Source organism: Erysipelothrix aquatica (assembly GCF_009828775.2).
GTDB classification, from domain to species: Bacteria; Bacillota_I; Bacilli_A; order Erysipelotrichales; family Erysipelotrichaceae; genus Erysipelothrix; species Erysipelothrix aquatica.
In genome coordinates this window covers 1-16,504 of record NZ_WTSY02000014.1, presented here as the reverse complement: position 1 = coordinate 16,504, position 16,504 = coordinate 1, and the positions used below count along the sequence as shown (strand labels likewise).

Annotated in this window: 13 protein-coding genes and 1 riboswitch; of the genes, 10 read left to right on the top strand and 3 right to left on the bottom strand. The window is 37.9% G+C overall.

Features of this window, described 5'->3' with window-relative positions; genetic code table 11:
• Positions 1-196: 196 nt before the first annotated feature.
• From GVV20_RS05380 to GVV20_RS05345, 8 genes are all read left to right on the top strand, one after another.
• Complete coding sequence (locus GVV20_RS05380; protein WP_159740395.1) at positions 197-919, top strand: LytR/AlgR family response regulator transcription factor; 723 nt, start codon at positions 197-199, stop codon at positions 917-919.
• Positions 916-2,220 (top strand): GHKL domain-containing protein, encoded by a 1,305-nt coding sequence (locus tag GVV20_RS05375; protein ID WP_159740394.1) that lies wholly within the window; start codon positions 916-918, stop codon positions 2,218-2,220. The genes GVV20_RS05380 and GVV20_RS05375 overlap by 4 nt, the downstream gene beginning before the upstream one ends.
• Before the next feature lie 88 nt (positions 2,221-2,308).
• The gene (locus tag GVV20_RS05370; RefSeq protein WP_159740393.1) at positions 2,309-2,866 is read left to right on the top strand and encodes an accessory gene regulator B family protein; all 558 of its coding nucleotides are present in this window, start codon (positions 2,309-2,311) and stop codon (positions 2,864-2,866) included.
• A gap of 263 nt (positions 2,867-3,129) precedes the next feature.
• Positions 3,130-3,564: a VOC family protein gene (locus GVV20_RS05365; protein WP_201287535.1), complete on the top strand. Its 435-nt coding sequence runs from the start codon at positions 3,130-3,132 to the stop codon at positions 3,562-3,564.
• Between the two features lie 268 nt (positions 3,565-3,832).
• Complete coding sequence (gene abc-f, locus GVV20_RS05360) at positions 3,833-5,371, top strand: ribosomal protection-like ABC-F family protein (protein WP_159740392.1); 1,539 nt, start codon at positions 3,833-3,835, stop codon at positions 5,369-5,371.
• 172 nt (positions 5,372-5,543) lie between these two features.
• Positions 5,544-8,795 (top strand): glycoside hydrolase domain-containing protein, encoded by a 3,252-nt coding sequence (locus GVV20_RS05355; RefSeq protein ID WP_159740391.1) that lies wholly within the window; start codon positions 5,544-5,546, stop codon positions 8,793-8,795.
• A gap of 105 nt (positions 8,796-8,900) precedes the next feature.
• Positions 8,901-9,698, top strand: coding sequence for a GNAT family N-acetyltransferase (locus GVV20_RS05350; RefSeq protein WP_159740390.1), 798 nt, complete (start codon positions 8,901-8,903; stop codon positions 9,696-9,698).
• Between the two features lie 11 nt (positions 9,699-9,709).
• Positions 9,710-10,567: a hypothetical protein gene (locus GVV20_RS05345; RefSeq protein WP_159740389.1), complete on the top strand. Its 858-nt coding sequence runs from the start codon at positions 9,710-9,712 to the stop codon at positions 10,565-10,567.
• Positions 10,568-10,601: 34 nt separating this feature from the next.
• On the opposite strand, the gene GVV20_RS05340 is transcribed toward GVV20_RS05345, so the two are convergent.
• From GVV20_RS05340 to GVV20_RS05330, 3 genes are read right to left on the bottom strand one after another with little or no spacing between them, the layout of a single operon-like run.
• Positions 10,602-11,780 carry a M20 metallopeptidase family protein gene (locus GVV20_RS05340; RefSeq protein ID WP_159740388.1) on the bottom strand — a complete coding sequence of 393 codons (1,179 nt, stop codon included), beginning with the start codon at positions 11,778-11,780 and terminating at the stop codon, positions 10,602-10,604.
• Positions 11,780-12,526, bottom strand: a complete 747-nt coding sequence (locus GVV20_RS05335) for an amino acid ABC transporter ATP-binding protein (RefSeq protein WP_159740387.1) — start codon at positions 12,524-12,526, stop codon at positions 11,780-11,782. The genes GVV20_RS05340 and GVV20_RS05335 overlap by 1 nt, the downstream gene beginning before the upstream one ends.
• Positions 12,527-12,541: 15 nt before the next feature.
• Positions 12,542-14,089, bottom strand: coding sequence for an ABC transporter substrate-binding protein/permease (locus GVV20_RS05330; RefSeq protein ID WP_159740386.1), 1,548 nt, complete (start codon positions 14,087-14,089; stop codon positions 12,542-12,544).
• A 68-nt stretch (positions 14,090-14,157) separates the two neighbouring features.
• Positions 14,158-14,324, bottom strand: a riboswitch (Lysine riboswitch).
• Between the two features lie 324 nt (positions 14,325-14,648).
• Here GVV20_RS05330 and GVV20_RS05325 point away from each other — a divergent pair.
• Together GVV20_RS05325 and GVV20_RS05320 are read left to right on the top strand one after the other, a co-directional pair.
• Positions 14,649-15,842, top strand: a complete 1,194-nt coding sequence (locus tag GVV20_RS05325) for a coenzyme F420-0:L-glutamate ligase (protein WP_159812815.1) — start codon at positions 14,649-14,651, stop codon at positions 15,840-15,842.
• Between the two features lie 179 nt (positions 15,843-16,021).
• Complete coding sequence (locus GVV20_RS05320; protein ID WP_159741709.1) at positions 16,022-16,336, top strand: antibiotic biosynthesis monooxygenase family protein; 315 nt, start codon at positions 16,022-16,024, stop codon at positions 16,334-16,336.
• Positions 16,337-16,504: the final 168 nt, after the last annotated feature.

The window sequence follows — 16,504 nt, the reverse complement described above, 5'->3', positions numbered from 1 at the left end:
GCATCTCTATTAATTCAATAATATCGTAAAGATTCGATCCGTGCAATGACAAATGATTCTTGAAAATAGCACAGTTTATATACAGACAGAACCTTGAGAAAATACTCTATTTTGACAAAATATGGTACAATAAAACAAACTGTGAAATAATATTCACAATAATAGAACTTGACCAGAATTGATGAAGGAGCGCTCAATGTTTAAAATTGCGATTGTTGATGATAACCCACTATTTAGAGATCAAGTATTTCAGTTAATTTCAGAATCATCGGATACTCTTAATATTGCTACAATTGACACATATGAGTCATCAGAGGCCTATATTAATCGATCACCTTTCATTATTTATAACCTAGTAATTTTAGATATAGAGATGCCTGGAATGGATGGCGTATCGCTTGCCAAGCAAATCCAGCAGGCAGAACAAGCAACAAAAATAATCTTTCTAACGTCCTATGTACATTATATGAAAGATGCTTTTGGGCTGAATGTTCATAAATACATCATGAAAGAAGATGTTGTTCACGAGTTGTTACAAGCTATTGAGGAAATACGCGATGTATTTGTTAAATCTAAAAGCAAGAAAATATCGCTTAAAACAAACAATAAAGAAATCCAAGTAGATGTCAATGACATTATAATTATCGAATATATTGATCGTCACCCCTATGTCTACACGGAATCACATAAAATTAAAGTTATCAATGCATCCTTGACAGATATCTACAAGCGTTTGGATTCACGTTTTTTTGTTCGGCCAAATAGTGGTACAATTATCAATTTACTTCATGTTGATTCTGTCTCATCCAAGAGCCTAGAAATGCGCTCATTTGATAAAGAGATTAGCATATCGCGTGGGCGATACAAAGAGATTATTCGTGTCTATACTGAATATCTCATGTTGGGAGATACACTATGACACTCGACATCATCCTACGAACTGGTATCGAAGTCATGTTGTGCTTCGTAGATATTATTTTGTTAGATTTTTATTGTGGTAAGCTTGCAACTAAAAAAGATATTCCGACGCCTTTCAAAGCAGTTGTAGCGATCTTGACCGCGGGTTTATTGTATTTTGCAACGAATACCCTTTATTCGAATGAAGGAACAATTTTTTCGCTGTTATTAATGCTCACTTACGCATTTGTGTTATTCGAAGGAAGCAATACCAAAAGAGTTTTCGCAGTCTTTGGTTACTATGTATTGAGCGGAATCGTAACTTTGTTAGTAACGTCCCTTGCATCATGGATTTTCGGTATATCATATGTCGAACTGTTACAACAATTTAGTGTTTGGGTTGTCGTAGCACTAATGATTAAGCTTGTGATGTTAATGATTGGGATTGTGCTGAGTACAACACTGTTACCAACTCAAACCCGACGTGAAAATCTAATTGGCATTGCGCAATATCTAGGCGTATCGTTTATCGTTCTTGTACTTTTGTATGATTATTTGTTTATCAATGCGCTAACACATATTGAAAATATTATTATCCTGATGACCTTAACTTATGTTGTAAGCTTTGCACTCATCCTCGCATTAATTACACGATACTTTAAGGAAAAGAATGAACGAATGCTCATGGAATCAGCCTTATTTGAGGCCAATCAAAAAAATGAAGCATATATTCAAAGTGTCCAAGATAAAATTGAAACTGCAAAGCTCAAACACGACCTAAAGAACCACCTGATTACACTACAAAGCTTCATTGAAAATGACATGAATGAAGAATCCCTTCGATATATTCAGACGCTTCATGCATTACCAGAACTTAAGTCGTATGTTAACACCAACAATCTAACGATAAATGCAATCTTAAATTCAAAAATATCGTCATACCCGAACATTCGCTTTAAGGTGCGTCATGATGAAGGTCGTTTTGCGATTCCGCACGATAAACTGACAATTATACTCGGAAATGCGCTGGATAATGCAATTAATGAAACACTGCTATACGCACATGATCCCAAAGAAATCCAAATTGTGATTAGTGAAAATCATCAGTATATAAAAATATATATTGCGAACAAAATCTCGCACCCAGTCACAATGGTAGATGGAAAGCCAATTAACAAATCCGGAAAACGTGTCGGTCTCGGGGTAGGTAACATCCTTGACGCCGTAAAATTTTTAAACGGTAGGGCTATGTTTACAAGTGAAGGGGATACCTTTCAATTCAAAGCACTCATTCCACTTTCAAATAAACAAAGGATAAAATGACAACTTAAACCTTAAAAACGACGATATAAACAAAAAATCTTTAAACAAAGTATGAATAAACGTATTATAAATTCGGTGGGGGTATGCCATGGAATACATTTCACGAATGATAAGCAAATCGTTTTGCAAATTAGGCTATATAGAAGCAAACCAAATTGAGGATTTGCGGTATGGATTAGAGGTCGTAATCTCTAATGCGATTACACTTCTTTCAATTTTAGGATTTGGGATTGCCATCCATAGATTTACCGAAACAATGATTTTCTTCTCGATATTCATTGTTTCACGTAGTCTACGTGATCGCTATCATGCAAAAACATTTATGTCCTGCTTCATCATGACATTCGGTACGTACTTACTTGCTCTGGTACTATCGTATGTGATTGCAGCAGAAGTCCAAATGTATTGGGGAATATATTTGGTACTCTTAAATTGTTTAATTGTATACTATACCAATGTATTGGGAAATGACGACCCGGAGAAACACAGTGATAAATTTGATTATTTCTTCTATGTGTTAAACTGTGTACTCTTATTAACTAGTATTCTCGCGCCATCTCAACTAACTGTTTTCTCGAGTGTCGTTACCCTAGTCATTGCTTCTACATCCTATTTCAATGTTGAAATGATAAACGAAAACGCATAATGTTTCGTTATCCGAGGTATTTACATCACGTTTATTTGGCGCTGTTTTAAAACCAAAGGAGGAGAGCAATGAAGTTCTTCATTAATGCGTTGTTGGGTCTCGCAGAGCGATCCACAACTCTTTCTATCTGGGCGTTCTACAGACCAAAAAAGTAGAAACTCTATAATAGTAATTCAAAAGGATGGTGTGATTGCCATCCTTTTGCGTTTGCAAGGATGAAACAAAAAAAATACCATGCTATAATTTTGAAAAGGAGGCAGACAATGATGCGAGATATCGAAATAAATTTTGTTGTATCAGATAGCTTGAATGCACTGGAAACATATCGAGAAATTTTCGAGGTGGATATCCTCGAAGTAACCAATTTCCCTCAAGGCAGCAATGAAGCAATCTTCATAATCTATGGGATGAAGTTTCATATGCTTGATGAAAATGCTGAGTACGGTCTGATAGCACCATCTGGAGAAATTCAAGCGACAATTTGGTTTAATGTAACAGTACCAAATATCATGCAAACCCATCATAATGCGCTTAGGAGAGGGTGTGTGGAATTACAAGCTGTAACGCCGATGTTGGATTATGGTGTAAGCAATTCGTTGTTCAAAGACCCATTTGGGTATCTTTGGATGCTTCACGAACAACATGGGGAAGTTGCCGATGCTATGCGAGATGATATTCTAGCAGAGGTTTTTGAGTAATATTTACATTAATCAGATTTCGTGATAAACTATAAAAAAATAAGGAGGTGATGACTGTGTCCATCTGTATGATTAAAAATATTAGTAACAATAATGATCCCATCAAGTACTTTGATGCTTTTAGTCGTACAGTTACTTTTACAACTCTTTCAATAACAAAGGGACAAGTGCGTCCAATTTAATTGAAAGAAGTGTAAGAACAGTCATTATCATGGCCTAGTTTACGCTAGGCTTTTTTCTTACCCTTCTTTAAGAAAGAAGGATAAATATGAAAATAAACTTAAATAATATAACAAAAATCTATGCTGATGAAGCAATTCTTGAGGCATGTGACCTCGAAGTAAAATTAGGCGATCATATCGCGATTGTCGGTGAAAATGGAAGTGGGAAATCCACACTCCTTAAAATAATTGCAGGCCTTGAGAACTATCAAGAAGGTCAACGTATCGTACCAAAAGATATCAAAGTTGGGTATATGAATCAACAATTCCCAGTCTTTGAGGGTACAGCCCATGCATATGTTATGGAACAATTTGGTGAACTTCAGGAGTTAGAACGAAGAATGCAAACCCTTGAGCAAGGATTCGCAACCAGTGATGATCTTGAGTCAGATCTCGAAAAATACGAAAAAGTAACCCACCAATTTGAAGTGCGAGGTGGTTATCAAGTCGGCAATGATATTCAACGAATCGCGACGGGTCTTGCTATTAGTAATGCTTTGGAACAAGACTATAATGAGCTTAGTGGGGGCCAAAAAACTCGAATAGAACTCGTTAAACTATTGGTCTCAAATGTAGAGGTGCTCTGTTTGGATGAACCAACAAACCATCTTGATTACGATGGCATCCAATGGCTTGAAAACTATTGCAAATCACTACGTAAGACACTAATTATTGTGTCCCATGACCGAGAATTCCTAAATCAAGTTGTTGATGTAATTCATGATATTGAAGACGGAAGTATCGTAACCTATCATGGCAATTATGATCAGTTCCAAATTCAAAAGAAAGAACGCTTTGCTCGGTTGGTTTTGGATTATGAGGCACAGCAAAAAATTATTCAAAAACTCAAACTTGCAATACGCCGTTATCGTCAATGGGGTCATGAAAGTGATAATGAGGATTTCTTCAAACGCGCGAAAGCAATTGAGAAACGCCTCGAAAAAATGGAAAAACTGCCAAGGCCAGAAGAACTGGAACGGAAATTGAACTTGAGCTTTGAACTGAATAATCGAAGTGGTAAACAAGTTCTTGTTGCTCAAGCGCTTGATGTTGGATATACGCATCCTCTGGGTAATTCGAAGAATCTGAATATTTTTTGGCAAGAGCGAGTTGCACTTTTAGGTGCGAACGGTACCGGAAAGAGTACGCTTTTAAAAACGATAATGGGGGAGATTCCGGCATTGGGCGGAACTCTGAAAATTGGTGAAAGTGTATCAATTGGATACCTACCGCAACAACATGTATTTGAAGACGAAAATGAGCGGATATTAAGCTATACGCAGCAGTCGCTGAGTATGAGTGAATTTGATGCACGCCGGATGCTTGCTCAGTTTGGGTTTTACCAAAGTGATGTCTATAAACCAATTCGGTACCTCAGTGGAGGTGAAAAGGTTCGAATCAAACTGATGGAAATAATGCATCGTAAGCATAATTTGATTATTCTTGATGAGCCTACAAATCACCTTGATATTCAAAGCTGTGAAATCCTTGAAGATGTGCTCATGCAGTATCAAGGGACACTCATTGTTGTCAGCCATGATCGCTATTTCTTACGCCGTCTTAATGTCAAAAATATTGAAATCTAAAAGAGAGTTATGCTCTCTTTTCTTTGTGATATAAATAACGTTGTACAAATCAACACGTTGTTTATAAAAAATAAGAAAGCACTTACATTTGTGCATTGCCCCGTTATACTAAGACTTATAGGAGGAAAAACTGATTACTATTTATTCAATAAAGTGTTAATAGGGAGGACATATGTTGATAAAAAGAATTCAAAAGTTTTTAGTAGTTTTACTATGCTTAGCAATTTTTCCGTTTGTAACAAATGATTTGCATGCAGAAGCCATTACCGATTTTGAAACTAAAATAGAAGATTCATCAATTGGTGAGGGACAATTCCAAGTGAAATATACTGGAGGTTGGTCAAAGAGTACAGGTTATCCTGATCGTTTTAGTAATGGTGATGAGCATTGGGTTAATCTTAAACCAGGTGACAAACCGTATTTAGAAGTTAATTTTATTGGAAATAAAATTGATGTTGTTGCGACCAAAGCACCGAATCATGGAATCTATGAAGTACAAGTCGATGGTTCAGAGCCTGTCCGTTTTGATGCTTACGCGTCAACAAAAATGGATCAACAAGTACTGGGAACCATCGCAGACTTGGATGAAGGTCCTCATACATTAAAACTTACAGTAACAGGGGATAAAAACCCAAAAGCAAGTGCAAATAGTGGCGAGATTGACTTTTTTAGAGTTTATCATAAAGCCATCAATCCAGAATCACTTGATTTAATTCAAAGCAACGAAGTTCTTGATAAAGGCCAAACTGAGATTGTAGATGCTACTGTAAAGCCATTCTATGCAACTAATAAGACAATCGAGTGGGAAACTTCAAATCCTGAAATTGCAACGGTCGATGCCCAAGGGAAAGTGACAGGAGTCGCACCAGGAACAGTAACAATTACAGCAACTATTCCGAACACGGATTTGACCAAATCGGCTACATACGAAATTATTCATGATACACGTACATTCAATGCTTTCGTAGGAGACAGTAACCGTCATTACTTACAAAGTGATTACAATGCAATAAAAAATAGAACGAATAAGTCATATCATGATACAGCATGGCGTAATGATGTGCTATCATCATCAATCGTTGTAACGACACGAAACAGTGCAATTGAAGGTCTTGATGCGACAGTTTCTGACTTTTCAAATGGAACAGATATATTTTCAAACGAAAACATATCAATAAAAGGACTTAAAGAAACAAATGCGTATATTGGACGTGGTTTTAATTGGGGAAGTGTGCCAACTGGACCCAAAGAGATGGTTCCTGATGTGATTCATACAACCTTACCAATGAATGTAGCAGCAGAGCGAGTTCAGCCACTTTGGGTTTCAATTGAAATTCCGGAATCTACGAAACCAGGCATCTATACGGGAACCATTCAATTAAATGATGATTCAATGACAGAAACTATTGAATTAGCATATTCATTTGAAGTTCTGGATTTAGTTGTCCCAGACTTGAATAGTACTGAAGCATACGATTTTGGAATGGATATTTGGCAATATCCTTACACATCTGCTCGCTACTACGGAATTGAAGAAGCAGATTTATTTGGTCCATATCATATGGAAGTACTCACCAATCAGTTGAAATCATACAAAGAAAGTGGTGGCGATACCATCACTGTTACGATTGTTGAGGATCCATGGAACCAACAGACAACCGATAAATATCCATCCATGATTAAATGGACGAAATCTGTAGACGGAACCATGACTTTTGATTATGAGCACTTCGATAAGTATGTTGAATTGGCAATGAGTCTTGGGATCGATAGACATATTAAGAGTTTTTCAATGATTCCTTGGGAAAATAGAATATTCTATTTTGATGAGGCGCAAGGTAAAGAAGTTCAAGTAAAACCTGCACCAGGTTCCGAGCTTTGGAATAAACTTTGGGATGAATTTTTGGTCAGTTATGTCGATCATTTAGATTCTAAAGGTTGGTTTGAAAAAACATACATTGCAATGGACGAACGCCCATTGTCAACAATGCAACCAGTCATCGATATTATTCAAAATCATCCAAACAAAGATGGTAAAACATTAAAAATTCATGGAGCGATGAACTATAACTCAGTCTCAGCAGATATTCTAGATAAGATTGATGATATTTCAATTAATCTTGGACATACGAATCACGATAGTAACGAACTTCGAGAACTCTCTGAACATCGACGTAGTTTAGGTCTAACAACTACTATCTATACCTGTGTTGGAGACTACCCAAGTAGCTTTGCATTCAGTAATCCTGGTGAGAGTGCTTGGATAATGTGGTATGCAGAGTCTCATGGTGTGGATGGATTTATGCGATGGGCATTTGATGCTTGGGTCGCAAATCCACTGGAAGATATTAGCCACTGGTATTGGGAGAGTGGTGACCCATTCTTTGTATATCCAAGAGAAAAAGGTCAAGATTCAACAGTACCCTATACAACACCACGTTACGAAAAACTTAAAGAAGGGACACGTGATGTCACGAAAGCGCGTTACCTAAAGAGTCTTGATCCAACGTTGTCCGAAGAAATTGATACATTAATTCAATCAATTGGTCGTCGTTATGGAAAAGGAAACGGTTATGGTGCAGCAGTAGCATCAAGTCAAGCTGATAAAGATTTCATTGATGCTGAAGTGCAACGCATGCGTACAGGTATCAATGACATCTCTCGAAAGTATATTGAACAAGAAAATACAGTTCGAGAAATTATCATTACCGATCTTAAACACTCCGTTGATTTGAAAGATCGTCAGCAAGTTGTTCCAAGTGATTTTGTGAAGGCAGAATATCGCGAAACATTACCAAATGGAACAGTCACAGTTAACGAAGATATTACGGATCGTGTCGTCATGGATTTAGATAATATCAAGAATGCTGTGCAAGAAGGAAGTGTTGAAGTTGTTGTAAACGTTGACTATGGGGCATCAAATTCAACAAAGACAATTCCAGTCCTGATTTACGACAGTACACGCGTATATGCTATTAAAATGAATGATAGTAAAACATCACTTTCAAAAGCGAAGCTTCAGGAACTCATTAAAGACGGCAGTCTTGAGTCATATCTTGCGACAACACTTACGATTGAAGGTGTTGTAACAAGTGAGGTTACCGGTACTCATACGATGCCTGTGACACTTGATGTCAAGAACCTGTTGTTGGATAATGTGACAGGAGATGTCGTGGTTACAGCGTCTATCCTCTCGCACGACCTTCAGGTACTGACAACAAAAGTACTCACTGTAACAGTTATTAATTCCACGGATCCAGTCGATCCGGTGAATCCTGTAACCCCTGTCGAACCTACGAACCCAGGTGAGGTAACAGAACTACCAAAAACAGGAATTAGTAATACGGTTATGATGTATGGTAGCATCATACTTCTTGGTGGAATTGGAATCGTCATGATTTCAAAACGTCGAAGAAAATCATAGCTTTCAAAGAATCTCGTAAGAGATTCTTTTTTACAGTATCGAAGAGTTATAAATTATGAAAAAATAGACCGGTATGGTAAAATAAATAAAATGTGAGGTAGAAGAATGATTGCAGTAAAACAGTTAAGTGATGTGAAGTTTGAATCACTTGTAAAAACCATCAATGAAGCGTTTCAAGATTACCCAGTACCCATGGAATTCACTTCAGATACACTCAAAACAAAACTTGAAGGTGTGAATACCAATTTAGATTATTCATTCGGAGTCTACGATGAAGAAGAACTTGTTGGCTTTGTAATCCATGCCTTGAACGGTGCAGTAGCTTACAATGTGATAACCGGAATCGTTCCTCGTTATCGAAAGCAAGGGCTGTATACGATGATGTTTGAAGCAGCATTGAGTTATTTCAATATGTTTGGCATCGATACCTATCAATTAGAAGTTCTCAATGATAATGACAATGCCATTAAAACTTATAAGAAAAATGGATTTGAAGTCACAGCGACTTACAACTGCTACAAAGGGAGTGTAAAGACAAAACCTACGACTCCGTATGAAGTGAATTTGGATTTTGGGTCGGATGTATCATCCTTGCGTCATCTTGAGAATCATCATCCATCATTTGCTAATTATATTGGAACACCGCAAAATCAAAATATTTACACGATTCAAGAAAATGCTGAAATCGTTGCTTTTATTGCGGTTCTCAACAATGGATCCGTGCGTCATTTTGGTTATACCCATCCGGACCAATTGCAAGCATTACTATTTAACGCATCAAATATGTATGAAACACTAACCATTAACAATATTGAAACGTATGCTGAAGATGTTATCGAGTTGTTGGAAACACTAGGATTTCGTGCCTATACGTATCAATACCAAATGGAATTAACAATCTAGAGGAGTATCCTATGAAAAAAGCACTGAGTATATTTATTGTTATGATCATGGTCATTACGACAGTTGCACTTGTAAATCTAGTGGCGGCACAGAGTCTTGTTCAGAATCCAGAAACGATGTTTCCAACAACTGAAATTGTCGAAAAGCTTGAACCAACTAAGCTCATTGAACCAATCTTTCAAAATGTCCCAGTTGAGTACCGAGATACAGTCACGCAGGTTGTTGAACAAATTTCCAAAGACCCTGAAATTGAGGCAGCCATTAACCAACAAATCGGTGGTGCGTACCAAGATATTCTAAATGGAACATCTTCTTTTAATGAAAAAGAACTTCTGGATGATATGAGTGCGATTATTGGAAATTATTCGAAAGAAATCGAAGCAATTACCGGTCAAACCATTACGACAGAAACGATTCGAACTGAAATGGAATCCGTACTTGTGGGGTATGATGTACAAACGGTATATGAGACGGTTCTGACTGAAGTAACCAAAAATCTAACGCCGCGCCAACAGCAAGTGCTTGAATTAACCCGTTGGTTTAATTCGAATAGTCCCCTTCTTATTGGTGTTGCTACAGGTGTTCTGATAGCATTGATGGTGCTACTCTTTGTGTTAGAACGTCATTATTTCTGGATTCCATACATCGTGGGTGCATCAATCGCTTCAGCAATTCTGTTGTATCCGACATATATTGTTGCAACCATGATCACAAAATCAATGATTTCCCGGCTCGGTGTTCAAGTGTCATCATCAATAATCTCTAACACCCCTTATTTGATCACTATTGGCGTGTTGGTGGTTGTTGCAATCGCAGGCATCATTTTTACCAAAACATCAATATATCAAGATGTTGTATACGAAAATTAAAAGGGAAGGCGAATAAATCGCTTTCCCTTTTTAATTACTGATTTAAGAAATCTAATGCTACAGTTGCTAAAGAAGCGCTTGTGACTTCCAAAACTTCATCATCCCAAACAAATTTTGGATGGTGATGAACTGGCTCATCATAGCCTTCGCGGTTGATACCGACATTATAATAAGACGCGGGTACTGCGAGTGTTAAGAAAGCGAAGTCCTCAGCACCCAGAGTTGGGAACTCTTTTTCAATAACCTGATCAGCACCAAAGTACCCACTCAAGCTATCCTGAACTAAAGCAGTCATTTCTTGATTGTTAATTAACGGTGGATAAGAAGGTAAGAAACTAAATTCATATGTTGCTCCGTGTAGCTCACAAGATGCATTTAAAGTTTGTTCCAACATTTCTGACACAATTGCACGTGTATCTGGATACAATGTTCGAATTGTTCCGCCAATGTGACATACTTCTGGAATAACATTTAGGCCATCACCAGCATGTATTTTTGTGAATGAGATGACGGCAGGCTTAACCGGATCAATACGGCGTGTAAGGATATGCTGTGCGTTTTGAATAAACTGCACCGCAATACTGATTGGATCAATCGTTTGTTCTGGACTGGCGGCATGACCACCACGTCCACGAATTACGATTTCAAATTCATCAGGTGCTCCATACATAGCACCATAACGGACTTGAAGTTTTCCATGTTCTACGTCACCTGCAAGATGTAAACCAAATGCTGCATCAACGTTTGGATTTAGAAGTATTCCTTCATCAATCATCGGTTGTGCACCACCATCTGTTTCCTCAGCAGGTTGAAACATCAGCTTAACATTGCCATGAATTGAATCTTTCATTTCATTTAGAATCATAGCTGCTCCTAAAAGACCGGCGGTATGACCATCGTGGCCACACGCATGCATTTTTCCATCAATACCTGAACGGTAGGGAACGTCTGCTTCTTCATGGATTGGTAAAGCATCCATATCTGCGCGAAGTAAGACTGTTTTTCCTGGGTGTGCACCTTGAATAAGTCCAACGACACCAGTACCAAATAATTGATGATTTTCGATTCCTAAAGCATCAAGTGTTTGTTGTACATATTTTTGAGTTTCATATTCTTCGTGTGCAAGTTCGGGGTTTTGGTGGAAGAAGCGACGTGCCTCTTGCATTGCTGGTAAAAATTGATGTGCGTATTTTTTGATATTTGAATGTGTCATTATTGAGCTCCTTGGTTTCTATATCTTGCTAAAAATGCTTGTGTACGTACTTCTTGAGGGTTGTTGAAAATTGCTTCAGGGGTTCCGGATTCAAGCACAACACCATTGTCCATAAAGACGACGTGTGACGAAACATCCCGCGCAAACCCCATTTCATGGGTGACAACGATCATGGTTAGTGATTCATTAGCAAGATCTTTCATGACTTGTAATACTTCACCAACCATCTCTGGATCAAGAGCACTTGTCGGTTCATCAAACAACAATACTTTTGGATTCATTGCTAGAGCGCGGGCAATCGCAACCCGTTGTTTCTGTCCACCCGATAATTGAATGGCATTCTTATTGGCAAACTGTTCCATACCAACTTTACGAAGTAAATCTAAGGCTGTTTCCTCAGCGGCTTCACGTGTGCGGTTTAAGACAACCATTTGCGGCTTAACACAGTTCTCAAGAACTGTTAAATTATTGAAAAGATTGAAGTTTTGAAACACAATCCCGACGCTTGTATTGAGTTCACGTCCTTTTAACTGACGAATTGAGGTTCCATCAATGGCGACATCACCATCATCAAAAGACTCTAAATCGTTAATGCATCGTAACAACGTTGATTTTCCTGAACCTGATGAACCAATAATGGATACGACATCACCCCGATTTACATCGAGCGTGACACCTTTTAATACCTCAAGGGATCCAAAACTTTTATGTAAATTTTGAATGGATACCAATGGTGTTTCTGTCATAAAATTTCCTGCTTTCTATATATTTTGTCCATCAGTAATTGATGATGGATAGCTACTTGCTTCTGTTTTTGTCTTATCGAGTTTTAATTCGATAAAGCGAAGCAGTAACGTTAAGAATGTAGTTAGAACTAAGTAAATTACAGTCGTGATCGTGAATGTTTGGAATACTTGATACGTCGTTGATGCAATTCCGTTTGAAACAAAGAAGAGTTCAGTAACGGCAATAACGTTAAGAACGGATGTATCTTTAACATTAACGATTAATTCATTACCCAATGTTGGAATTGCATTTCGAATTGCTTGTGGCAAGATAATGTGTCGCATTGTTTCCCAGCGTGTAAAGCCAAGACTCTTAGCTGCTTCAAACTGGCCATCATCAATGGCCTGTATACCACTTCGCATTGTTTCAGCCATATAAGCACCGGTATTGATGCTTACAATGATAATCCCCGCAAGGATGTTACCCATTGGTAGGTTGGACCAACGGAATCCTGTAAACATCATTGAAATTCCGTAGTAGAAGACTAATGCTTGTACCATCATTGGAGTTCCGCGGAAGACGGTAATATAGACTGAGGCAATGGCATTTGTAACTTTCGTATTTCGTGAAATTGCAACGAGAAGTCCAATAATAAATCCAATCAATGTTGCTGTAAATGAAATCCCGATAGTGGTAAGTGTTCCCCGTATTAAAGCTGGATAATTATGCGATAAAATTGTCATTACTTGTTCAAAGAAATTTCCAGTAGAGAAATCTCCAGCATTAACCGCTGTATTCATCAACTCTTTTTGTGTGTCACGGGAAATAAGGGCAAGTGCGTCATTAACTTCACTAAGAAGTTGGGTATCATCTTTACGAAGCCCAATAGCAACTCCAGCCATTGATTCAGTGACCGTATATCCCTCAGGTCCATCTAATTGGATATACATTAAGTCTTTATTGGTTGCATTGATACGATCGCCAGTACCGCTATCAGCAACAAATCCATCTAATTCTCCAGATTGCAAGGCAACTGTCATTGTTGGGAAATCTTTCATGGCTTGTGCTGCATCGATATTCTCAAGTTGTTCCAATAATTCAGTGTGGAATGTACCAACTTGCGCAGACACACGCGCATTTTCGAAGTCTTTTATAGTTTTTCCTTGACTAAATGGTCCGTCCCGTTTGACGACGATTCCAAATGCAGTTTCATCATCGAGATAATAAACATTGCTAAACGCAACTTCTTTTTTACGCTCATCAGTTGGAGACATTCCCGCAATGATAGCATCAATCTCTCCGGTTTGAAGGGAAAGGATCAATCCATCCCAACTGGTCTTACGAATGACCAATTCTTTATCCATTGATGCTGCCACACGTTTTGCAATTTGGACATCATATCCTTCACAAAACTGGTTGCCATCAATTGCGACTGCAGAATCATTTGATTCTGATTGAGTCCAGTTATACGGTGCATAACCACACTCCATCCCAACTGTAAATGTTTCCCGATCTGTTGGTTTTACACCACAACCAACTAATACCAGAAGCATTACAGCAAATACTGTTACTATCCTTCTCATAGTAATCCTCCTATCAAATTGAATGATGGTTGGGGGAATAAAAAAACTCTAGCGGTTGGCTAGAGTTTTAGTTTCATAGTGCCAATCCGAATGGATCGAGTGATAGTGATATTTTCACTAACCCCATAGGTTAATTATGTCTAATTAATCTATTCGGCGATGGTTACCTTTCTGAAGCGTCAACGTATACCTACTCGACTTCATACTCTGATGCACCGCTACCTCTATATTCAATTTCATTAACCATATCGCTTAATGTAAAGATAGTCAAGCGAAATGATAGTTTTTCATCGTGAAGTCGATTGTTTCATAGATTTTCATCAATGAATTACTTCTCAATAGACACATTAACAACCATAAAACAAAGAAGGAATATTTATAAAATCATCTTGAAGCAAAAAAAATGATAAGAAAGCGTATCCAAATCATGAAATTTGTTACATCGACAAGTCGTTCTTTCATATCAATCCCACACATGATAGAATAGTACAGGAACAAGAACATCTGTTCTCAGTATAAATACTGTTTCTATGAAAAAAGAAAAGGAAGGTATACTAACATGGGAAGAAAAGTTGGTACAGTCTCACGTGGAATTCGTGGTCCAATTATTCGAGAAGGAGATGACTTAGCGTCGATCGTAACACAAAGCATCCTCGAAGCAAGCAAGAGTGATAATTTTGAGGTTCGTGATCGTGATATTATTGCGATGACCGAATCAATTGTAGCGCGTGCTCAAGGTAACTACGCTAATGTAGATGCGATTGCAAAGGATATCCGAACCAAGTTTGGAACAGATACAATTGGAGTAATTTTTCCAATCTTATCACGAAACCGTTTTTCAATGTTACTCAAAGGCGTTGCACAAGGAGTTAAGAAAGTTGTGCTTATGCTCAGTTTTCCATCCGATGAAGTCGGTAACGAATTAGTTACTTTAGATCAATTGGATGAAGCAGGTGTAAACCCTTATAGTGATGTTTTAACATTAGAGCAATACCGCGCATTATTTGGCGAGAATAAACACTCATTCACAGGTGTGGATTATGTAGCCTATTACGGTGAAATAATTGAAGCAGAAGGTGCCGAAGTTGAAATTATCTTCTCAAACCGCTGTGAAACCATTTTAAATTATACAAAGCATGTTTTGGCTTGTGATATTCACTCACGTGCACGTACTAAACGTATCTTAAAACGTGAAGGTGCAGAGCTTGTGCTTGGTTTGGACGATATCTTAACCGAGAGCGTTGATGGAAGTGGTTATAATGCTGAGTTTGGTCTTTTAGGATCAAACAAATCAACAGAAGATTCTGTCAAGTTATTCCCACACAATAGTTTTGGACTCGTTGAAGACATCCAAAAACGGATGCTTGAAGCAACTGGGAAACATGTAGAAGTTATGGTTTATGGGGATGGCGCATTTAAAGACCCAATGGGAAAAATTTGGGAACTAGCCGATCCAACGGTTGCTCCTGCATATACAAAAGGCCTTGAGGGAACACCCAATGAATTGAAACTCAAGTATTTGGCAGACAATGATTTTAAAGACTTAACAGGTGAGGCTCTTAAAGAAGCTATCGAAGCTTCAATCAAAGAAAAAGGCGATGACCTTGTTGGCCAAATGGCTGCACAGGGAACGACACCACGTCGTATCGTAGACCTCGTTGGGTCACTCTGTGATCTCACAAGTGGTTCGGGTGACAAAGGAACCCCAATCGTGTTTGTCCAAGGTTATTTCGATAATCTTTCAGACGAATAATATACAGAAAGCCCTGGATGGGGATCCAGGGCTTTCTAGCATGTGTGTGTAATAAACTGTGCACGTTGAGTGCATTGATATAATATCTCACATAGGTGAAAAGGTCAAGCGATTTACCTTGGCATTTACAGATTAAAAGATGAAATAATAATTACTATGATCAAATAATTGGAGGATCAATGATGCAACATAAATACAAAGAAATTAAACGCTTTGAAGTTACTAAGGATTATAGCCAAACCCATATGACAAATTTTATGGAAAACTCAATTGTTAAAGGATTACCTGGATTTGAATCAATCGAAATGGGGTTGAATTCAAGTAATCCGGATTATGATTTGGTAGTCATCTCGTTCACTTGGGAAAATAAGGAAGCATTTATGAATTTTAAGAAAAGTGATGTGCACTTACAGTCTCATAAAAAAAGAACACCGAACCCCAAGATTTTGAAGTATAGTGCTATGCATTTCGAAGTTACGGATGAATGGAATTAATAACTAAGATTTAAAAAGCTCTCACAATGAATTGTGAGAGCTTTCCTAAATTCAAATCTCAACCGCACCACCAAGGTGCGGTTGTTTTTGTATAATAAAAGGAGCCCACCCGACTAAAAGGAGCTCCCATATGAAGTATAAGCAATTAAATAAAAAAATAAAAGACCA